Here is a 22401-nt window from a genome sequence, read left to right on the forward strand (position 1 = left end):
TGAACTAACGAACTAAGGAGATTATATATGGAAGAACGTTATTATCATCTCCAAAATAGCAGAATAAAAAAGAAGCGAAGAAGGAAACTTTTCTTCTTCCTTATTTTCGCATTTTTATTTGGCAGTATAGGAGTTTATGTGTTAAATTCTTACTCTTCTCTTATGGGGATGTATAGTGGTTTTACTCGTGAAAAATCGGATTTAAGAAATAAAGATGTAGAAATTACAAAGGAACCTTTTACAATTCTCATTATGGGTATAGAAGATTATGCGACAGACGGTCAAAATGGTCGTACAGACTCATTAATGTTTGCAACAGTCAATCCAAAAACACAAAAGATTTCACTTATGAGTATTCCTCGTGATTCTCGAGTTAAAATTGTTGGCAAAAATAAAGAAGACAAAATTAACGCTGCCCATGCTTACGGCGGAGAAGAAATGGCAATCAAAACTGTCGAAGGCTTTCTAAAAGTTCCTGTAGACCATTATCTTAAAATTGATTTCCAAGGCTTTAAAGGTATCGTTGATGCTGTTGGCGGCGTTACCGTTGACGTACCCTTCGATTTCTGGGAGCGATCTGACGTCGATTACTACAAAAAAATCCAATTTAAGCAAGGACAGCAAAACTTAAACGGTGAAGAAGCACTTGCTTATGTACGTATGCGAAAGCAAGATCCAAATGGCGATTATGGTCGAGCTGCTAGACAAAGACAATTACTAGCCGCTGTTGCTCATAAACTAAACTCCACTTCTACTGTATTTAAAATTAAAGATTTAACAGCTGTCGTTGGAAAATATATAAAAACCGACATTCCTATTTCAGACGGACTTGCTCTTTACAATAAACTTTCTGGATTTGATCCTTCTACAATGCAAACGTTAAAGCTTGAAGGTGAAGATAAAAAGATAGGCGGTATTTATTACTTCCTTCCAGATCCAATCAGTATAGAAACGGTGCGTAACGAAATTGAAAAAGAATTAGGAGAAAAAGCAAAAAATCCAACTACAAAAAACAACTCAAATCCTGATTCAAATTCAAGTTCTAATTCTAACGAACAAACAAAAAAAGAAACAAACCAAAATAAAACACCAACTGATCCGCCACCTTCTACAAATGCTCATGCGGAGTGGATTATGCGCAATCAGCCGTAGCAAAAAGGCCCAATCTATCCGATTGGGCCTTTTTTATTTACTTATTAAAGTGTTGTAAAATTGCTTCTACAATACGCTCTGATGCACGACCATCACCGTAAGGGTTAGATGCTTTCGCCATCTTATCATGAGCTTCTTTATCTGATAACAACTCATCAGCAAGACTAAAGATTGTCTCTTCGTCTGTTCCTGCTAATTTCAGCGTACCTGCTTCAATACCTTCAGGGCGCTCTGTTGTATCACGAAGAACAAGAACTGGTACACCAAGTGATGGAGCTTCTTCTTGTACACCACCAGAATCCGTTAACATTAAGTATGAACGAGCTGCAACATTGTGGAAATCAATTACATCTAGCGGCTCAATTAAATGAATACGGTTATGTTCACCTAAAATTTCATTTGCTATTTCACGAACGACAGGGTTCATATGAACAGGGTATACAACTTGTACATCTTCATGCTTATCAACAAGACGCTTAATTGCACGGAACATGTTACGCATCGGTTCACCTAAGTTTTCACGACGATGAGCTGTCATAAGTACAAGACGATCATTTCCAAGTTTCTCTAGTACAGGATGACTATATGTTTCTTTTACAGTCGTTTGCAGCGCATCAATCGCTGTATTTCCTGTGATGAAAATACGTGATTCATCTTTATTTTCCTTCTGTAAGTTCGTTGCTGATTTTGCTGTCGGTGAGAAATGAAGATCCGCCATTACACCTGTTAATTGACGATTCATCTCTTCTGGGTATGGAGAATACTTATCCCACGTACGAAGGCCCGCCTCAACATGACCTACTGGAATTTGATTATAAAAAGCAGCTAAGCTTGCAATAAATGTTGTTGTTGTATCACCATGTACAAGTACAATATCCGGCTTCGCTTCTTTCATTACTTTATCCAAACCTTCTAAGCCACGCGTTGTAACATCAATTAAAGTTTGGCGATCTTTCATGATATTTAAATCGAAATCTGGCGTAATTCCAAAGATACTTAATACTTGGTCTAACATTTGGCGATGTTGTGCTGTTACAGTCACAATCGATTCAATTTTTTCTGGGTGTTTTTGCAACTCTAATACAAGAGGTGCCATTTTAATTGCTTCTGGACGTGTCCCGAAAATTGTCATTACTTTTAAACGTTCAGTCATGTGATTGCCTCTTTTCTTTCACTAATTACAGCTTCTATTATGACATATAAAAATAGGCATGAGTATATCCCTTTTTAACGTATAACAGAAACTTTTCTATTACAAATACTTTTTCTTCCCACCGAGTAATAATCTATCTTTTGTTTCTTAACATCTTCATCAGTATAACAATTTCTCCCATCAAATAAAATAGGCTCCCTCATAAGTTGTACGTACTTTTCTAACGGATAAGTTTGAATATCTTCCCATTCTGTTACGATAAAAACCGCACTCGCATCTCTAATCGATTCATCTATACAATTGCTATATTGTATAGCATCTCCAAATATATTTTTCACATATTGAATTGCTTTTGGGTCGTAAAGAACAATATATGCACCTATATTAATTAATGCTTCTATTATAATGAGAGATGGTGCCTCTCTAATATCATCCGTATTTGGTTTAAAGGATGCGCCAAGAACTGCAATCCGCTTTTTATTCATGTTCATGACTTTTTTCGCTTTTTCAATCAATAGCAGTTGTTGCTTATTATTTACTTCAATAACCGCTTTTAACAAACGAAAATCATGAGCAACATTTCCCGCAATTTGCACCAGCGCTTTCGTATCTTTTGGAAAACATGATCCCCCGTATCCAATACCCGCATTTAAAAAAGATGCACCAATTCTCTTATCCATTCCCATCCCTTTAGCAACATCCAGTACATTTGCGCCTACCTTCTCACATATATTTGAAATTTCATTAATGAAACTAATCTTTGTAGCTAAAAAGGCATTCGACGCGTATTTAATCATCTCTGCACTTTTAATATCTGTAACATACGTTTCTAAGCGTAATTCGCTATACAAACTCTCTACTCTTCTTGCTACTTCCTCACTATCTGCTCCAATTACAATACGATCTCCATGAAAGAAATCATAAATACCTGAACCTTCACGCAAAAACTCTGGATTCGATACGATATGTAATGTATATCTCCCCTTTAACTCCTCCTCAATCCATCCTTTCATTACATCATTTGTACCTACTGGAACTGTACTTTTCGTAACAACAATAATATCGTTCGTCGCATATACTCCAATATCATTACAAGCACTCTGAATATACGTTAAATCCGCCGTCCCATCTAATAAAGGTGGTGTTCCAACTGCAATAAATATAAACTCTACATCCTCAAACGCCTCTTCTTTATTTGATGTGAAAGTTAAAGCATTATTCTCATATGCATGATTTATTAATTCATGTAATCTAACCTCATAAATAGGTAAATCCCCTTGTTTTATCCGTTCAATTTTCTCATCATCTATATCAAAACATGTAACTGAATGCCCCAACTTTGCCAATCCTACTCCTGTAATCAATCCAACATATCCAGTACCTACTATCGTAATTTTCATTTCCTTTTCGCACAGGAATATACAATAGAAAAGATATGAAATATAGAATTCTCCCTGTGCTTCCCCCTCTCACATTAAAAATGAGAAAACTCTTTTCCTTTTTCATTATATGAATTACTTCCCTCATTCTTTTTAAAGTTTTTGTAAAATTAAATGCACTATAATATAAAGTGCAACTTAATCATTGGGAAGCCAGCTACCAGCTCACTCCAGATAAATTCCCACATTTTAACACGAGACTTACTCATTTCTACGTGTAACACTTATAATACTGAAATAAAAGTATTCACTATTGAAGAAAAAGAGGAAATGTCATATTCCAAAGTCCAGTACGATTAACCTTCTTATATGATTCAACATTCTATATACAATTGTCATATATTCTATCCGCTTCCATTAAGCGTAAAAAGAAAAAAAGATTGAATTCTAATCTTTTTGTGATACCATATGTTATGAGCCTGTAAATAAACATCATAATTTTCAGATAAATATATTTTCAAAAAAAAAAAATTACGTTAGACTATAAAGGGTGGGGTATTAATGGACTCACAAGTGATTTATGCCATTTTGGCATCTTTCATCACTGTACTCGTCGTTACTCCTTTAGTTATTAAATTAGCTTTTAAAATAGGAGCGACAGATAAGCCAAACGCACGTAAAGTGCACCAAAAGATTATGCCTCGTCTTGGCGGGTTAGCAATCTTTATCGGTGTAGCTGTAGGATTTGTTGTTGGCGGCTTATATGAGCAAAGAATGTTATCGATAACGCTAGGTGCGATTATCATTGTAATCATCGGAATTTTAGATGATATGTACGAGTTATCTGCGAGAGTAAAATTCGGTGGACAACTGTTAGTTGCCATTATGATTGTAAAAAGTGGATTATTAGTGCAAGTATTATATATCCCATTCCTTGGGGATACTGAACTTGGATGGCTTGCTTATCCAATTACAGTATTTTGGCTTGTAGGTATTACGAATGCAATCAACTTAATTGACGGCTTAGATGGATTATCTGCGGGGATTTCATCTATCGTACTTGCAACGCTAGCATATATGGCCTTCACTAGTCCATGGGGTACTGGAACAGCTATTATATTGCCACTTGCATTAATTATATTAGCAAGTACAATTGGATTTTTATTCTACAACTTCCATCCAGCAAAAATTTTCATGGGAGATACAGGAGCACTATTTTTAGGATACTGTATTTCTGTTATATCGTTACTTGGATTATACAAAAGTGTAACGTTATTCAGTTTTATCGTTCCAATTATCATTTTAGGTGTACCTATATTTGATACGATATTTGCAATCATCCGTCGTATCGTAAATAAAAAACCTATTTCAGCACCAGATAAATCGCATTTACATCACCGCTTACTTGCAATGGGATTCTCTCATCGCAAAACGGTACTAATTATATACGCATTCGGTATTTTCTTTAGTGTAAATGCCATTATTTTCACTAGTGCAACATTATGGTTATCCATTATTCTTCTTTTCGCTTTGATTTTCTTCACAGAAATCATTGCTGAAATAATCGGGCTTGTACATGAACGCTACAAACCAATTATTTCCTTTTATAAAAAAGTGAAAAAACGCGAAGACTAATTGTAGTATAGCCTTTACCATTATGAAATATTCAAATAGCATCCTCTTTCTTATAAGAGGATGCTATTTTTTATTCCTTATTTTATATTTCCAAAATATAGATTGTTTGAGAGTTCCTCTATTGGAGAAAGATATACATAATAAGAAACGTATCAAGTTTTCTTTTTACATCTTGATTGTCAAACTGAGGGTGAATGTTATGATCAAGCGAGTATTGCAATGTATTATTTTATTTTTGACCATTACTATGTACGCATCATCTAATACTGAAGCAACAACTGTTATTCCTGCTGAATATCATCCAAATACTGAAACGACCTCTCCTACACAAAAAATTGCGTACTTAACATTTGATGACGGGCCAAACAAATATACTACACAAATTTTAAACATCTTAAAAGAAAAGAACGGAAAAGCAACTTTCTTTGTTATTGGCGGAAAAGTGCCACATTACACAAAAACGATGCAAAGATTAATTAAAGAAGGACATTATATCGGTCTCCACAGCATGTCACATGATGTAAAACGCCTTTACACTGGTGACCCTTCCACTTTAATTGCAGAAATGGAGCAAACACAAAGCATTGTCCAGCAAGTTACGAAATTAAATACACATCTCGTTCGCGTTCCATATGGTAGTATGCCTTACTTAAAAAAGAATTACCGTGACGCACTTGTATCGGCCCAGTATAAAATGTGGGATTGGACAATCGATACATACGACTGGAAAAGCTATGACAATCCTTCTGCCATACTCGAAAGAGTACGTAATCAAAGTGATGAACAAGTAGAAGTCATTTTAATGCATGATTCGAGTGTAACCGTACAAATACTGCCAAAAGTAATTGATTATTTACAGTCACAAGGATACAAACTTCTTCCCTATAATCCTTCTTCTCATCTCAAGGTAAATTTTTGGAAAGACACAAGATTGTAACAGCTTTAGTGCCTATGTGCTAAAGCTGTTTTATTTTTCTCTTCCCACCCTTCCCGTTTTTGTGTAAAATTTTAAATAGTGATGAAGTTTCGAGGTGAATAGAAATGAAACGAATAGATCTCATTTTTAACGCAATACAAAAAGGCAATTATACAGAAGGTGTAACCGCATCAGAACTCGCTACCTTTCTGCAACTAGATCGCGCCAATGTAAGTAGCGACTTAAACAAACTTGTAAAAGATAAACGTTTATTAAAAACAAATACGCGTCCCGTTCGTTTTTATATAGAAACGAACGCTTTGTTGGAAACGCATTCAAAAGAAGTGACTTCATTAGATACATTTGCAATTGAAAATACAAGCCTTAAAATCGCAATTGAAAAAGCGAAAGCTTCTATGCTCTATCCTCCAAACGGTATGCATACTTTACTGCTCGGAGAAACAGGAGTCGGAAAGTCTATGTTTGCTTCTTTAATGCACGAATATGCAATTGAAGTTGAACAACTTCCTAAAAATGCACCATTTATCGTCTTTAACTGCGCTGATTATGCAAATAATCCACAGCTACTACTTGGACAGTTATTTGGAATTAAAAAAGGAGCTTACACAGGTGCAAGTGATCAAAAAGGGTTAATTGAAAAAGCTCATGAAGGGATTCTCTTCTTAGATGAAGTACATCGCCTGCCTCCAGAAGGCCAAGAAATGCTTTTCACCTTTATTGACCGCGGAGTATATCGCCGCCTTGGAGAAACAGAAAACGAGCGTAAAGCACAAGTATTAATCATTACTGCAACAACAGAAGAACCAAATTCATTTTTATTAAAAACATTTACAAGACGTATACCGATGACTATCACGCTGCCACCACTTCGTGAGCGTACACATAAAGAGCGCTTTGCTTTACTACAACTATTTTTTACAAATGAAGCAATTCGTCTGCGAAAAGAAATTCACGTTAGTCCGAATGCAATGCGTGCTTTCGTCTTTTACAATTGTCCCAATAACATCGGTCAATTAAAAACGGATGTACAGATCGCCTGTGCGAAAGCCTATTCTGAATTCGTAACAAAGAAACGTGATTCTGTCTATGTTTCAAGTACAGACTTACCTTGGTATATGAAAGAGGGGCTGTTCATCGAAAGAAAGAGCCGTCACTTATACCAAATACCAAATGAAACGTTTGTATTTACAGGTGATGAAGGTTGGAGTAATCATAAAACAGAAGATGAAAAACGCTCTTCTATTTACGATTATATTGATTATAAATACGAAGAACTTCAAGCACGCGGTATTGAAGAGGAAGAATTAGAATTACTAATAGAAAATGATGTTCAAAGCTTTTTCGTACAATATTTTAACCAAATATCAAAAAAAACAAGCCATGAAAATGTTTTTAAAATTGTGGATCGTAATATCGTTTCCGTATGTGAAAAAATAGCGGAACTTGCGGAAAAGCACTTATCTAAGACGTTTGATGAAAAAGTATTTCTCGCTTTAAGTTTACATGTACAGACAACTCTACAACGTTTACAAAGCGGCAAACAAATACATCACCCACAATTAAATCAAATTCGTACGAAATATAAAAAAGCCTTTTCCGTAGCTATGCAAGGCATTCAACTACTGGAAGAAGAGTTACAAATAACAATGCCTATTGATGAAGCTGGCTTTTTAACAATGTTCTTCGTTGTTGATCCAATTCCTGCCTCACAAACAGAAGTAAAAGTATTAATATTAGCACACGGTAATGGCATCGCAACTGAAATGGCAAACGTTGCAAACGAACTTCTCGGCATTGAGGAAGTAACCGGTATTGATATGCCGTTACATGAATCACCGAAAGATTTCTTGGAACGTGTGAAAGTATATATGAAAACACTACAAAATGTAAATGGGCTTCTCTTACTTGTCGATATGGGGTCACTTGCTTATATCGGTGACATATTAGAAACGGAGTTCAAAATCCCTGTACGTGTTCTCTCGATGACGAGCACACCACATGCACTGGAAGCAGCTCGAAAAGCTCAGCTCGGTTATTCATTAGATGCGCTATATGAAACAGTAAAAAATTTAACACCGTTTTACTTAAACGTACAAGAAGAAAAGAAAAAACCTCTCTCTCCAATGAAATCTGTTATTTTAACAGCTTGTTTAACTGGTGAAGGAAGTGCTTTAGCTATTCAAAAAATGTTAGAGAATTATTTACGATTTGATAAAGACTTAATTGAAATTATTCCGATTAGTATCGTCCATGAAAAAGATTTAACGAAAATGATCGAGAACATAAAAAAAGAGCGTAACATCATTTGTATTGTCACGAATTTCGATGTGCAAGTGCCATGCTTAACATATCATTTCCAAGACATCGTAAACTACACAGCAATTCAGCCCATTCAAGAATTAATTACGTATGAAGAAACATATGCAAAAATGGCGGATATTCTTGAACAACAAATGCAGCGTAACGATGGAGCGTTACTTATCAAAACAATTCGTTACGCATTAAATACAATTCAAGAATTAATTTCCTTACAGCTAACTCCTGATAGCTTAATGGGTGTTATTCTGCATATGAGCTGTATGGTTGACCGTCTTCAAAAAGGAGAAAACCTTCTTCCTCACCCTGATAAAGAGAAAAGAAGACAAGATGAATACTGGATGTATATGAAAGTAAAAAAAGCATTGCAACCAATTGAAAATACATTTGAAATACAAATACCTGATGACGAAGTGTTTTACGTTATGGACTTCTTTATTAAAAATCAACCTTTTAAAAATTAATTGAGGCCGTTTTTAAAAATATCGACCGTAACATGAGTTATATCAGCGATTATTAAAATATATCGGCGCAACTCAGATTATATCAGCGATTCTCACAATATATCGGCGTAACTCAGATTATATCAGCGGTTTTCACAATATATCGGCGTAACTCAGATTATATCAGCGGTTTTCACAATATATCGATTTACCGACAATAATTGCTAAAACTAGCACCTTATATAATGAGAAAAGGCTGTTCCAACATATGGACAGCCTTTTCCTCTACTTCTTTACTTTTCTAACTCGCCCTCTTATTTCTCCTCTTTTTTGTGATTTCGTATGGACATTAACATATACATTTGCTTGAATAATTTCTTGAAGTAAATGCACAAATGATTTCCCTTGTAAAGGTCCCTCAAAATCCTCTACATTCACTACACCAGTAATACTTCCCTCGTTCAAGCTAATCCCTTGCTCCAGTGGACCATACAAATAGAAAACAACAGGACCAATTTGAGTAGACTTCCCTAAATGAATTTGACATGATGTAACCTTTTCTATATTTTTTAGTATTACTCTGTAATGCAATTTCGTTAAATCATCACTAAAAATAAACTCTGCTACCCCAAAAGCTTCTGTATTTACAGGAGGCACTTCCCTCTTACCTGTTAACCTGGCAAAGAAATGTGTTGTCATAAGGCATTCTCCTTATATAAATTTCCCAGCACTACTTCTACTACTTTATGGTTTAGACATAATCATTTATGACTTTTTCAATTTTAATTACAAAGAAAAGATTCACAAAATCTTTACATTAAAATCGTTCCTATAGATTGAACGTCTCTTGTATAATGCACATAGAAAAACATTATAGGAGGTTATTTTGAAAAAAAACAAACACACCTTTCACACATTATTAGAGATTTTTCTCGTCTCATTTAAATTAGGACTTACTTCATTCGGCGGTCCTGTCGCTCATCTCGGCTATTTCCACCACGAATACGTGCAAAAAAGAAAATGGATGAATGAACGAAGCTATGGAGATTTAGTAGCATTATGTCAATTCCTTCCTGGTCCTGCCAGCAGTCAAGTCGGTATGGGCGTTGGATTATTAAGGGGCGGGCTTTTAGGAGCTATTATTTCATGGATTGGATTCACTTTACCGTCTGTACTTATTTTGGTTTTCTTCGCCTCATTCCTTAATCAGTTCGATCTTGGAAGTGCTGGCTGGATTCATGGACTAAAACTTGTAGCAGTCGCTATTGTCGCTCATGCCATATGGGGAATGGCGCAAAAGTTAACTCCAGATCGCAACCGTGCAACAATTGCGATCGTAACTGCCGCAATCGCCTTATTATGGCCAAGTAGTTGGACACAAGTCATCCTCATTATAATATGTGGCTTTATCGGCTGGTTTTTATATCGCAACCAACCAATTAGCCAATCTCAAAATATAAAAGTACCTATTTCAAAAAAAATAGCAGTTTCTTGTCTCGTCTTATTCTTTGGACTATTACTACTGCTACCAATATTAAGACCGTTCTCTTATTACATCGCTTTATTTGACAGTTTCTATCGCTCTGGCGCACTTGTATTTGGAGGAGGACACGTCGTGCTGCCCCTTCTTGAAGGTGAGTTCGTACAAAACGGAATGATGACGAAAGAACAGTTCCTAGCTGGATACGGATTAACACAAGCAGTACCAGGACCACTATTTACATTCGCCTCTTATATAGGAGCAGTGTTAAACGGGACGCTTGGGGCAATACTCGCAACAATTGCGATTTTCCTCCCTGCTTTCTTACTCGTTATTGGTGTTTTACCATTTTGGAACAGTGTAAGAAAAATATCTTTCATACAAGGCGCACTACTTGGAGTCAATGCCGCTGTTGTCGGTATTTTAATTGCCGCTTTTTATGACCCTATTTGGACAAGCACAATTATGAACGCTGTAGATTTTGTTTTTGCGTCTCTTCTATTTTGCTTGCTCGCTTTTTGGAAAACACCACCTTGGGTTATCGTTATACTTGGAGCCTTTGGCGGATATGTTCTGTCCATTTTATAAATAGAAAAAACGACGGCTATACCATGCCGTCGTTTTTTCTATTAAAACTTTACAAGCTCTATTCCTTCTGGCAACTCACTCTCTGTTAAAATACGCAATTCCTTCACACGATCCATTACGTAAGAAGAACGCTTCACAAGCTCTGGATCAATATAAGCTGGATGAACCATAATTTCTACCGTTTGTTCACCTTGTACTCTTTCTTTTAACTTCACAAAGTAATCTTCCGTCACACCATCTGCGTAAAAGTCACTGTAAAACACATCAGAAAATGGATGCACCGCTCTATCTTCCTCACAACGACGAATTGGAACATTATATGTAGCCGCTAATCTCTCAAGAACATCGTGTAAGATCGGTAATCCGTGTACATGATGATGACTATCTAAATGAGTTGGTGTTAATCCGTAAGATAAAAACTTCTCAATTTGAGCAGTCCATTCTCTCTCAACTTCTTCTGGATTTATATTCCCTTCCCTTACAACACTTTGTTTATGAAACGACCCGTTTGCCCCTACGAGTGACGGTACATCCTTTAACAGTGGTTCCCCTGCTGTTAATACGAGATGTACGCCTACTCCGAGTAGGTTGTACTCTTTCGCTAAGCGTACCGCATGCTCTGTTCCTGGCATATTCATCATCATCGTCGTTGAATTTACAAGTCCATTTATATGTCCATCAATAATGCCATAATTTGTACCTTCTGTAAGACCGAAATCATCTGCATTTACAATTAACTTAATCATCATAATACCTCCTAATAAAGTGAAACTTTAATCAGTGGGGGGTTTTCTCCCCCCACTGATTATTAGTTGAACCAATCGGACTTTTATGGGCAGTTGATCCCCCACCTAATTTCTTTGTTTTCGCTGAATTTTGAGGTAGTGGTCTTACTGCCCATTAAAGTGGGATAGAATAAAAAAAGCGGGCTAAATAGCGCCGCTTTATTTCTCTACCTTTTTAAAGAATTGCGGAAGATACTCTTTATGTGCTTCCAACATTTCATCTAAAATTTGTTTTGCAACTTTATCTGATGGTACAAGTGGATTGATTGTCATAGCAAGCAGCGCCTTATGATAATCCCCTGTAACAGCAGCTTCAATTGTTGTGCGCTCGAATGATTTAATTTGTTGTACTAAACCGCGAACTGGTACTGGAAGATCTCCAACTGCAATTGGTTTTGGGCCTTCTTTCATAATAATACAGTTCACTTCAACAGCTGAATCATGTGGTAAGCTTGCAATTGTTCCGTTGTTTCGTGTATTAACAGGCTGGATATCACCTTTATTATTGTAGATAGACGTAATTAAGCTACATGCTGCATCACTATAATAAGCTCCGCCACGTTTTTCTAATTGTGGTGGTTTAATATCTAAGTTCGGGTCTTTATATAACTCGAATAAATCATTTTCTAATTGTTTTACTACTTCTGCACGTGTACCTTTTTCAATTGAAGCTTCTTTCTCTTCTTCTAACATTTCACGTGTTTTGTAGTAGTAACGATGGTATGGACATGGAATTGCACGAAGGCCACGAATAAAGTCTGGTTCCCAGTTAAGCGCTGCGATATTTTCCATCGTAATTTGCTTTTCTGGATCTGTCACAAGCTCTAACACACGATCCATTACACTTACGCCATCTAAGTATACATCTAGTCCGTATACCATATGATTTAAACCTGCGAAATCAACGTGAACACGACTCGCATCTACTTCAAGTAACTTTGCAAGACCCATACGGATTCCGATTGGAACGTTACATAGACCAACTACTCTTTGAATATTTGTATAACGAAGAACAGCTTCTGTTACCATACCAGCTGGGTTTGCAAAGTTAATTAACCATGCATTCGGACAAAGCTCCTCCATATCCTTACAAATATCTAAAATAACAGGAATCGTTCTCAGCGCTTTGAATAAACCACCAGGACCATTCGTTTCCTGACCGATTACATCATATTTTAATGGGATTGCTTCATCTTTTGCACGTGCTTCTAATAAACCAACACGAAGCTGCGTCGTTACGAAATCAGCATCCTTTAATGCCTCGCGGCGATCAAGCGTTAAATGTACCTCGATTGGTAAACCAGATTTTTTTACCATACGTTTCGCTAAGTTACCAACGATTTCTAACTTTTCTTTTCCTACCTCAATATCTACTAACCAAATTTCACGAACAGGAAGCTCATCATAACGCTTAATAAATCCTTCAATTAACTCTGGTGTATAACTAGATCCACCGCCGATTGTAGCAATTTTAATTCCAGTCATGCTTTATTCCCCTTTCGCTTCTAACTTTTTATAAAGATCGATAAACTCTGCCGCTAATTCTTTTACTGTAATCGCATTCATTAAATGATCTTGTGCGTGAATTAAGAGAACACTAACCGCTGTTTTTTCTCCTCTTGCTTCTGATTGTATGAGCTCTGTTTGGAAATGATGCGCTTCATTGATCGCTTCTTTCGCCTTTACCATCGCTTCATCAGCCTCTGCCATTTTCCCCTGTTTGGCAAATTGAATTGCCTCCATTGCAAAGCTGCGTGCGTTACCACTATTTAAAATCAATTGGAATGGAATTTGTTCTGCTGTAGTCATCATAATTACCGTCCTCTCTATAAGGTTCAACCGATTGAAATACCCCTTCAGTTTGAACATTTCTATTAAATTATTATTTTATGAATGATAGTTTGGTGTTCTTGTAGATGAGTATCATCTTTTTGAACATGATATAAAGGTAATTGTTCTCACAGATTATGTTGTCTGTGAGAACAATTATTATGTTACATAGGTACAGAGTTGTTATTTCCTTGAGCTGCTTTCTCAGTACGGATAACTGAACGATCGCATGCGACAACGAATGGGAAGTAAATCGCCATTGCAACAACAAAGTTGAATAATTGTAAAATCGCACCAGAAGGATGTAAACCTGTTACAAGATACCCACTAATAATTGGTGGAACGTTCCATGGAACCATCGCTACTGTTTTTGGTACCCATCCTAAGTAAATTGCTGTATAAGATGTAATAACTAACACAACAGGTGTTAATACGAACGGGATGAATAAAATTGGATTTAATACGATTGGTGTACCAAAGATTACTGGTTCGTTAATGTTAAATGCACCAGGTCCAATTGATAGACGAGATACACCGCGTAATTGTGCACTTTTCGCTACAATTAATACAACTACTAAGAATGCTAATGTTGCACCAGAACCACCAAGATATACGAAAGTATCAAAGAATGGTTTTGTAACAATGTTTGGAACATCAAATGCAGATGTACCATCTTGGAATAACTTAATATTTTTCTCTAATGCTGGTAAATAAAGTGGCTCAATAATACCACCAACAATATTTGGACCATGTAAACCGAAGAACCAAAGTACATGTACTAATAACGCAATAAAGATTGCACTTGGTAACGTACCCGCTAACCCTTGTAATGGAACTTGTAATGTATTAAAGATATACTCATGAACACTTGTACCTGCTAGTTTTACTGCTAATTGAATACCTGCTACACCTGTTAAAATTACAAATGCCGGAACTAATGCAGCGAAAGATTTCATTACTGCTGGTGGTACACCGTCAGGCATTTTAATTGTAATGTTTCTTTGAACAAAGAAGCGGAATATCTCCGTTACGAGTATGGAGACAATAAGTGAAACGAACAAACCCTGTGCGCCTGTCCAAAGCATATTTATTCCAGCTTCTTTTGGTGTTGTTGGTGTAAGAATAATTAATGCACCAAACGAAATAATACCTGCTGACAATCCATCAACACCATAAGATTTTGCTAGGTTATAACTTATGGTAACCGCCACCATCAGAGCTAATACCCCGAAGGACCCTGTCCACATACCAGCACCAATTTGTGTCCAAGTTTCACCGAATAAATCTTTCATAAAACCTTGGAATGCTGGAATTGGTAAACCATTAACTAGTACTGCCATCGAACCAACTAAAATAAGTGGCATAACTGCAATAAATCCATCTCGGATCGCAGCTAAGTGACGTTGCGATCCGATTTTACCAGCAATCGGAACCATGTACTTCTCCATAAATGCAATAAACTTTTGCATTTTACTTCCCCCCTAATTATTTTTTAAGTGTTAATGCGTGATCTAAAACTGCTTCTCCATTCATCATGCCGTAGTGCATTGGATTGATAACGTCGATTCCAACGTTTTTCTCGTCAGCAAGCGTTTTCATTGAAGAGAGCATGTAACGAACTTGTGGTCCTAGTAATAACACATCTGCTTGGTCGATATTGTTTTTTACTGCATCCCCAGATACAGCCCAAATCTTTCCTTCTAAACCGCGAGCTTTTGCAGCCGCTTCCATTTTTGTAACTAGTAAACTTGTAGACATCCCTGCTGAGCAACATAATAAAATATTCATTTGAAAATCCCCCTTGTGTAGTATAAAAAATTTATGTTTTATTTATTTTTCTTTACGCTATTTATTAATGCAATTAGCGTGCCAACTTTTTAAAAGCACTAAAATCAGTGCTTTTTCGAGCATTTTCTTTGTGTGTTAACGCTTTCAATTAGTGTGTCGTCTAAAAAACACACAGTGTGTTATAAAACAACACGCTTTTAACACATAACTGTATGAAAATAGATTAGTGTTTAGTTGTCTAGTTGTGTTTAAAACAAAAAAACACTAAAAAAATTTTTTTAGCGTGAAACTCTATTAAAAAAACTCCTCTATCTATTGTCCAAGCAAACTCTACTAAATTACATAGAATAGAATAAAATAACACAATTCGAAAGGGGATTCCTATGCCAAAACATAGAAAACAAAGCAAAATAAAGATTTATAGAATAACAAGCTATAAAAAAGACAAGCGTTCTGAATTAGACTCTGACAAATTTGAACTTGAACAGCAGGAGGTAGAAGATAAGCAGGACAAGCAAGTACAATCGGAAAATGTAGTCATAGTACCCACAGATTCACACAACTTAGATATATGGGATGAAATTTCTCTAAAGGAAATACAAGCTGGTGAACATACAAATTTATTTGTGGAACAAAGTAATTATCAAAATATTAATTTGTTACAAGTTAGCGATATCCGTTTATATTTGGACAAGCAACTACAATTCAGTTCCGTCGATGAGCAAATTTATCATGAAGCACTTGTACATCCAATTATGTCAAAAGTAATTGATCCAAAACGTGTTCTCATATTAGGCGGTGGCGATGGTCTTGCCCTGCGAGAAGTTTTAAAATATGAAACTGTACTACATGTAGACCTTGTTGACTTAGATGGATCGATGATTGATATGGCTCGTAATGTTCCTGAATTAGTTTCTTTAAACAAAAGTGCATTTTTTGATAATCGTGTAAATACACACGTATGTGATGCAAAAGAATTTTTAAGCTCTCCTTCTTCTTTATACGATGTAATCATTATTGATTTCCCAGACCCAGCGACAGAGTTGTTAAGTACTTTATATACAAGCGAACTTTTTGCTCGTATAGCTACATTCTTAACAGAAGACGGCGCGTTCGTCTGCCAATCTAATTCACCCGCTGATGCACCACTAGTATATTGGAGTATTGGTAAAACAATTGAACATGCGGGATTAACTGTGAAAAGTTATCATACAATCGTTCCTTCTTTCGGAACTGACTGGGGATTTCATATTGCCACTAATTCTGCCTATGTACTCGATCAAATTGAGCAATTATACGTAGTACCAACTCCTCGAACATTGCCTTCTCTTCTTTTTCCTTTATTTCAATTTAAAGAAGAACATCTAGAACAACGTAACCTCGCTCTTTTAAATTCAGAATCAAATCTTATCTTACACCAATGTTACAAAAAGGAAATGGAGTTTTGACGATATCACAGGAAGGAGTGTTACCTTATGGAATATTCTACTTTCGGTAAGCATATAATAGTAGATTTGTGGGGAGTGGATTTTTCCCTATTAGATGATATGTACTTTTTAGAACATCATTTAGTTAACGCTGCTGATCAATCTGGTGCCCACGTTTTAAACGTAAGTACAAAAGAATTTGATCCGCATGGTGTTACTATTTTAGTTTTACTATCAGAAAGCCACCTTTCTATTCACACTTATCCAGAAAAAAACTTTGCAGCCATCGACTGTTATACTTGCGGTACGACCGTTGAACCGCAAATAGCGATTGATTATATCGTAAGTATATTAAAACCAAATGAGATGCATATAAAAAAACTAATTCGTGGTATAGGAGAGATTGTAAATACTGATTAAATACCGCTCTTATTCATTTGTAAAAAGGAGGAGTGTAAATACCATCAGTGGAACGAACATTCCACTGATGGTACAGACACATACATAAAGTGAAACTTTAATTAGTGGGGGTTTTGTTCATCTCCCACTAATTATTAGTTGAACCAATCGGGCCTTTACGGACAGTTAAGCTCCCTCCTAACTTCCTTGCTCCAGCCACATTTTGAGGTGGGAGTTTTACTGCCCGTTAATGCGGGATAAAAAAACCTTGCATACGCAAGGTTCATTCAGTCACTGACATCTTCCTATATAATTCTACAAATTCACTCGCTAATTCCTTCACCGTAATCGCATTCATTAAATGATCTTGCGCATGCACCATCAGAAGGGTAACTTCCGTCTTTTCACCACCAGCTTCTTTCTGTATGAGCTCCGTTTGTACACGGTGCGCCTCTTTTAATTCCTCTAGTGCTTCTTGTAATTTAGCTTCAGCTTCTGTAAACTCCCCACGCTTCGCACAATCAATTGCTTCCATTGAACAACTTCTCGCGTTTCCCCCATGCAAGATTAAATGAAAAGCTTTCGTCTCTATCGTATCCATTGTAGTTCTTTACTCCCCCTTTTCTTCCGCCAGTTTTTGTTTATCCCATATTTTTAAGAACGGTAAATAAATGAAGAATGCTAGCGCAAAGTTAACAAGTTGTAAAATAACACCTGAAATTTTCCCGCCCGATCCTAAATATCCACTAAAAAGAATAGGTGTCGTCCAAGGTACAGCGGCCCCACTTGGACGTGCGACCCATCCCCATTCCATTGCAAAGTAAGAAACAATTGTTAACACAACTGGAACTAATATAAATGGAATTAGTAAAAGTGGGTTCATTACAATCGGCATACCAAAAGTTACCATCTCATTAATATTAAATATACCAGGTGCAATTGACAATCTCCCTAAACTTTTTAATTGTTGACTTCGTGCAAATAGTAACATTCCGACAACTAGAGCAAGCGTTGCACCAGAACCGCCCATATAAATCCATAAATCAAAAAACTGTGCCGTAATCGTATTTGGTACATCTTGCCCAGCTTGAAAAGCCACTCGGTTTTGATCCATTAACGATAACCAAACGGGGCTCATTACACCACCAACAATAGTAGCACCATGAATTCCACACGACCAAAGAACATGAACGAGAATAACTGCTATTATTGCGCCCCAAAGACTAGCACCAAGTACACTAAGTGGCTCCTGTAAAATTTGTCCTACAATATTATGGATACTGCCAAAAGAAGTATTTTCTATAATTAAGCGTAAAATCCAAATAACTGTTACAACAATAAATCCTGGAACAAGTGCCGCAAATGAACGCGTGACAGCTGGTGGAACTGTCTCTGGCATCTTTATAATTATCTTTTTTTGTACAATAAATCGATAAAGTTCAGTAGATATAAGTGCAATAATCATTGCTACAAATAACCCTTGGCTTCCCATTAATACAGCTGGGATAGCGCCTTCTACAAGTACACTCTCTTTTGTACTTGGTATAATATATGCAACTTGGAATGGAGTCGCAAGTAAAAACGTCACAAGCGACAATGCCCCGGATGCTAAAGCATCCACTTTATAATACTCTCCAAGCCTGTAAGCGATTCCAAAAACAGCTATTAAAGCCATTATATTAAAAGTTGCACTAACTGGATAGCCTAAAGCTCTCTGCCAATTCTCCCCAAACAAACCTGCCATAAACTCGTTATATCCCGGTATCGGTAGCGCACTAATAATAAGGAAAAATGATCCAATAATTAAGAACGGCATCGTTAAAATAATTCCATCTCGAATCGCTTGTAAATGCCTCTGCTCTGCAACCTTCCCCGCTATCGGCATCACATACTTCTCTAAAAACCGTATCATCTATCCCACTCTCCTCATGGTTTCATTGACAAAGCTGCTTGCAAGATAGCTTCTCCATTACAAAGTCCGTAATGAACGGATTGAATGACATCAACAGGTATCCCTTTATCCTTACATAATTCTTGCATCTTCGGTAATAAATAACGTACTTGTGGTCCAAGTAAAAGTACATCGGCTTTATCAATATGGCTATTTACTTCAGAACCTGATACAGCCCAAATCTTTACCTCTATTCCTCTTGCCTCTGCTGCTTTCTCCATCTTTGTAACAATCAAACTGGAAGACATTCCCGCTGCACAGCAAAGCAAAATATTCATTCCGCTTCCCTCCCCCTTTTATTAAGCCTAAGTTATGGTGCATCCCTTGCCACCACTAGTTTACAAATATATATGTCTAGATTTCCTGCTGTATGCCGAGCTTAAAAACAAAAATTTCTTGGTTTTCACGCTATTCCATTTATCCGTATTCTCCTAGTAAAGAGGACTCTAACTCGCTATAATGATTCAGTATGAATTTTTTTAATTGATAGGAGGATATATTTATGAAGGCATATCGCTTTCCACTTATTTTATTATCTTCTATCCTAATTGGTGGTTTCATTGGTTATTTCATGGGTGCCGATGCAGTTGCTTTAAAGCCGCTTGGTGATATTTTCTTAAACTTAATGTTTACGATTGTTGTACCTTTAGTGTTCTTTAGCATCGCATCGTCTATTGCTAATATGGATGGATTAAAACGTTTCGGTAAAATTATGTCTAGTATGGCTGGGACTTTCTTATTTACAAGTATTTTAGCTGCTATTTTTATGATTATTGTCGTGAAAGTATTCCCGCCAGCACAAGGTGTTGTACTAGAACTAACACAACCTGACAAAGCCGGCAAAGCTGTTAGTGTTGCAGATCAAATCGTCGGTATTTTAACAGTATCTGACTTCTCTAAGTTACTATCTCGTGAAAATATGTTAGCTCTTATTTTCTTCTCTATCTTAATGGGGATTGCAACTTCAGCAGTTGGCGAAAAAGGAAAGCCATTCGCTACATTCCTACAAGCTGGTGCAGAAATTTCAATGAAAGTTGTATCTTTCATTATGTATTACGCTCCAATCGGACTTGCTGCTTACTTCGCAGCATTAGTTGGTGAATTCGGACCACAACTTCTTGGAACTTACTTCCGAGCAGCAATGGTATACTATCCTGCTTCTCTAATTTATTTCTTTGTATTCTTCACATTCTATGCATACCTTGCAGGTCGCAAGCAAGGTGTACAAGTATTTTGGAAGAACATGGTCTCTCCTACAGTTACATCACTTGCAACTTGTAGTAGTGCCGCAAGTATTCCAGCAAACTTAGAAGCAACAAAGAAAATGGGTATTTCTTCAGACGTTCGTGAAACAGTTGTCCTTCTTGGTTCTACTCTTCATAAAGATGGCTCTGTTTTAGGCGGCGTATTAAAAATCGCTTTCTTATTCGGTATTTTCAACATGGAATTTGAAGGACCGAAAACATTAGCAATCGCACTTGTTGTTTCTTTATTAGTAGGAACAGTAATGGGTGCTATTCCAGGCGGCGGTATGATCGGTGAAATGTTAATCGTATCTCTATACGGTTTCCCGCCAGAAGCATTGCCAATTATTGCAGCAATTAGTACAATTATTGATCCTCCTGCAACGATGTTAAACGTAACAGCAGATAACGCTTGTGCCGTAATGACAGCTCGCCTTGTAGAAGGTAAGAATTGGATCAAAAACAAATTTGCTTAATAGATAGAAAGAGGATGCTCATTTTGAGTATCCTCTTTTTGTCGTTATTTGTTGATAAGTCGATATCCCTTGTCGAAACGTCGATATATTGAAAAAATCGTTGATATATTTGAAGTTATGAACGATATATCCAAAAAATCGTCGATATAATCCATTCCGCCACAAATTTGTTAAAACCTTCACAAATATTCCACACTCATTATCCATTCTCCGTACTATAATCATGTATGGAAAAGGAGTTGGACATAATGACACAAAGCGCACCAGAATTTAAAGTTTTGCAAAGCATTGCATTCCTTGCTGTCGTTTTGCAAAGTTCGTTATTATATACAATGAATCAAGGAAATGTCTTACTTGAGCAATCTCTCATTATGGGCATGCTATTTAATCTTGCAAAATTCTCAGCACCTGCATTCATATTTATCGTTGGATTTCATTTAATTCGTCACTATACAAAGCAATTAGTATACAAAGAATATATTTCTGAAAAAGCCGCACATTTACTCATTCCTTATTTCTTCTGGTCTATTCTTTACTTATTAACAACAAACGATATGATCACATTACAAGGCGGAATAAAAAGTGTATTACTCGGAACAGCCGCACCCCATCTTTGGTACGTAATTATGATGTTCCAAATTCACTTATTGTTCCCTTTGCTGTGCACACTATTTTATTGGTTTCAAAAACGAACAGAAAATAAAAAAGACATATATAAATATATGACCATCTTTGCTTGCCTATATTTCCTCTTAATGTGGTATTCTTCGCACTACATTTTTAATGGAGAGAAATTGACTAGCTCAACCATTTTACATTATACAGATCGTTCCTTCTTCTTCTACTCGTTCTATTTCGTCATGGGAGGAATCGCTGCTGTAGCACTAAAAACGTGGCGGCTATTCGTCATGAAACATATCCCGCTTATCACAATATTATTTTTCATCTTATTTTTATTCATCAATTATGAGTTGTTTAGTTTTTACGGAGCAAACTCTATTCATTTAACTGTTTCTACCTATTTAAAACCATCTATGTTTTTATATATCGTATGCGAAATTATCATACTGTATGTGTTATCTATTATGATAGTACAGCGTCGTGGTTTCTTATATAAAACGTTACGTTTCATTGGAAATTACACGTATGGTGCTTATTTAGCTCATTTATTCTTCTTGCAACTATGCACAAAACTTCTTTCCTTATTCACGCTGCAAGAAAATACTATATTATATAGCCTATTACTATTTGTATTAACGGCCATTACCTCTATTTCAACAATGGTCATTTGTAGTACAATACCATTTCACACTTGGATTACAGGTCCTTCTCCTACAACTAAGATGAAATGGACGAAGGTTGTATTCCGAAAAAATCATAGAAAACTATTCAAACCATATATTTGATATAATAATACG

The 22401-nt window shown here is 36.4% G+C and carries 20 protein-coding genes; 9 read left to right on the plus strand and 11 right to left on the minus strand.

The features are described 5' to 3' along the window. The first annotated feature begins 27 nt into the window (after window positions 1-27). Window positions 28-1152, plus strand: coding sequence for an LCP family protein (locus AXW78_RS24910; RefSeq protein ID WP_061884756.1), 1125 nt, complete (start codon window positions 28-30; stop codon window positions 1150-1152). A gap of 37 nt (window positions 1153-1189) precedes the next feature. On the opposite strand, the gene wecB is transcribed toward AXW78_RS24910, so the two are convergent. Next, the gene (gene wecB / locus AXW78_RS24915; protein ID WP_061884757.1) at window positions 1190-2305 is read right to left on the minus strand and encodes a non-hydrolyzing UDP-N-acetylglucosamine 2-epimerase; all 1116 of its coding nucleotides are present in this window, start codon (window positions 2303-2305) and stop codon (window positions 1190-1192) included. 74 nt (window positions 2306-2379) lie between these two features. Further along, window positions 2380-3705 (minus strand): UDP-glucose dehydrogenase family protein, encoded by a 1326-nt coding sequence (locus tag AXW78_RS24920; protein ID WP_000704923.1) that lies wholly within the window; start codon window positions 3703-3705, stop codon window positions 2380-2382. Between the two features lie 540 nt (window positions 3706-4245). Here AXW78_RS24920 and AXW78_RS24925 point away from each other — a divergent pair. The 3 genes from AXW78_RS24925 to AXW78_RS24935 all read left to right on the plus strand — a co-directional run bounded on the left by AXW78_RS24925 (window position 4246) and on the right by AXW78_RS24935 (window position 9036). After that, window positions 4246-5319: a UDP-N-acetylglucosamine--undecaprenyl-phosphate N-acetylglucosaminephosphotransferase TagO gene (locus AXW78_RS24925; protein WP_000378319.1), complete on the plus strand. Its 1074-nt coding sequence runs from the start codon at window positions 4246-4248 to the stop codon at window positions 5317-5319. Between the two features lie 199 nt (window positions 5320-5518). Next, window positions 5519-6256: a polysaccharide deacetylase family protein gene (locus tag AXW78_RS24930; protein ID WP_000597185.1), complete on the plus strand. Its 738-nt coding sequence runs from the start codon at window positions 5519-5521 to the stop codon at window positions 6254-6256. A gap of 104 nt (window positions 6257-6360) precedes the next feature. Beyond that, a complete protein-coding gene (locus tag AXW78_RS24935; RefSeq protein ID WP_000820960.1) occupies window positions 6361-9036 on the plus strand; it encodes a sigma-54-dependent transcriptional regulator in 2676 nt (891 codons plus the stop codon). 264 nt (window positions 9037-9300) lie between these two features. Here AXW78_RS24935 and exsM read toward each other — a convergent pair whose 3' ends face one another. Beyond that, window positions 9301-9714 (minus strand): exosporium regulatory protein ExsM, encoded by a 414-nt coding sequence (exsM, locus tag AXW78_RS24940; protein WP_000207045.1) that lies wholly within the window; start codon window positions 9712-9714, stop codon window positions 9301-9303. 187 nt (window positions 9715-9901) lie between these two features. Between exsM and AXW78_RS24945 the strand changes: the two genes are divergently transcribed. After that, window positions 9902-11083, plus strand: a complete 1182-nt coding sequence (locus AXW78_RS24945) for a chromate transporter (protein WP_061884758.1) — start codon at window positions 9902-9904, stop codon at window positions 11081-11083. Between the two features lie 41 nt (window positions 11084-11124). On the opposite strand, the gene chbG is transcribed toward AXW78_RS24945, so the two are convergent. The 5 genes from chbG to AXW78_RS24970 form a co-directional block, all read right to left on the minus strand. Further along, window positions 11125-11829: a chitin disaccharide deacetylase gene (gene chbG, locus AXW78_RS24950; RefSeq protein ID WP_046946620.1), complete on the minus strand. Its 705-nt coding sequence runs from the start codon at window positions 11827-11829 to the stop codon at window positions 11125-11127. 198 nt (window positions 11830-12027) lie between these two features. Further along, complete coding sequence (celF, locus tag AXW78_RS24955) at window positions 12028-13353, minus strand: 6-phospho-beta-glucosidase (RefSeq protein ID WP_061884759.1); 1326 nt, start codon at window positions 13351-13353, stop codon at window positions 12028-12030. Between the two features lie 3 nt (window positions 13354-13356). Beyond that, window positions 13357-13680: a PTS lactose/cellobiose transporter subunit IIA gene (locus AXW78_RS24960; protein ID WP_000989046.1), complete on the minus strand. Its 324-nt coding sequence runs from the start codon at window positions 13678-13680 to the stop codon at window positions 13357-13359. Between the two features lie 182 nt (window positions 13681-13862). Then, on the minus strand, window positions 13863-15167 hold the full coding sequence (celB, locus tag AXW78_RS24965; RefSeq protein WP_046946619.1) for a PTS cellobiose transporter subunit IIC: 1305 nt from the start codon (window positions 15165-15167) through the stop codon (window positions 13863-13865). A gap of 16 nt (window positions 15168-15183) precedes the next feature. Continuing rightward, window positions 15184-15486 carry a PTS sugar transporter subunit IIB gene (locus tag AXW78_RS24970; RefSeq protein WP_001023563.1) on the minus strand — a complete coding sequence of 101 codons (303 nt, stop codon included), beginning with the start codon at window positions 15484-15486 and terminating at the stop codon, window positions 15184-15186. 383 nt (window positions 15487-15869) lie between these two features. Between AXW78_RS24970 and AXW78_RS24975 the strand changes: the two genes are divergently transcribed. Together AXW78_RS24975 and speD are read left to right on the plus strand one after the other, a co-directional pair. Continuing rightward, window positions 15870-16934 carry a polyamine aminopropyltransferase gene (locus AXW78_RS24975; protein ID WP_046946618.1) on the plus strand — a complete coding sequence of 355 codons (1065 nt, stop codon included), beginning with the start codon at window positions 15870-15872 and terminating at the stop codon, window positions 16932-16934. Window positions 16935-16961: 27 nt separating this feature from the next. Continuing rightward, the gene (gene speD / locus AXW78_RS24980) at window positions 16962-17333 is read left to right on the plus strand and encodes an adenosylmethionine decarboxylase (RefSeq protein WP_000456837.1); all 372 of its coding nucleotides are present in this window, start codon (window positions 16962-16964) and stop codon (window positions 17331-17333) included. A 262-nt stretch (window positions 17334-17595) separates the two neighbouring features. Here the strand turns inward: speD and AXW78_RS24985 are convergent, their stop codons facing one another. Genes AXW78_RS24985 through AXW78_RS24995 form a run of 3 tightly spaced genes read right to left on the minus strand, consistent with a single transcriptional unit; the run spans window position 17596 to window position 19541 of the window. Then, window positions 17596-17913: a PTS sugar transporter subunit IIA gene (locus AXW78_RS24985; RefSeq protein ID WP_000379647.1), complete on the minus strand. Its 318-nt coding sequence runs from the start codon at window positions 17911-17913 to the stop codon at window positions 17596-17598. A 9-nt stretch (window positions 17914-17922) separates the two neighbouring features. Beyond that, window positions 17923-19224: a PTS cellobiose transporter subunit IIC gene (celB, locus tag AXW78_RS24990; RefSeq protein WP_000617768.1), complete on the minus strand. Its 1302-nt coding sequence runs from the start codon at window positions 19222-19224 to the stop codon at window positions 17923-17925. Window positions 19225-19238: 14 nt separating this feature from the next. Beyond that, window positions 19239-19541 (minus strand): PTS sugar transporter subunit IIB, encoded by a 303-nt coding sequence (locus AXW78_RS24995; protein WP_061884760.1) that lies wholly within the window; start codon window positions 19539-19541, stop codon window positions 19239-19241. Between the two features lie 224 nt (window positions 19542-19765). Here AXW78_RS24995 and AXW78_RS25000 point away from each other — a divergent pair, with 224 nt between their 5' ends. Both AXW78_RS25000 and AXW78_RS25005 read left to right on the plus strand, forming a co-directional pair. After that, window positions 19766-20983 carry a dicarboxylate/amino acid:cation symporter gene (locus AXW78_RS25000; RefSeq protein ID WP_000649376.1) on the plus strand — a complete coding sequence of 406 codons (1218 nt, stop codon included), beginning with the start codon at window positions 19766-19768 and terminating at the stop codon, window positions 20981-20983. A gap of 248 nt (window positions 20984-21231) precedes the next feature. Continuing rightward, window positions 21232-22389: an acyltransferase gene (locus AXW78_RS25005; protein WP_000194298.1), complete on the plus strand. Its 1158-nt coding sequence runs from the start codon at window positions 21232-21234 to the stop codon at window positions 22387-22389. The last annotated feature ends 12 nt before the right edge of the window (window positions 22390-22401 follow it).

It is taken from the genome of Bacillus thuringiensis, assembly GCF_001595725.1.
GTDB classification, from domain to species: domain Bacteria; phylum Bacillota; class Bacilli; order Bacillales; family Bacillaceae_G; genus Bacillus_A; species Bacillus_A thuringiensis_K.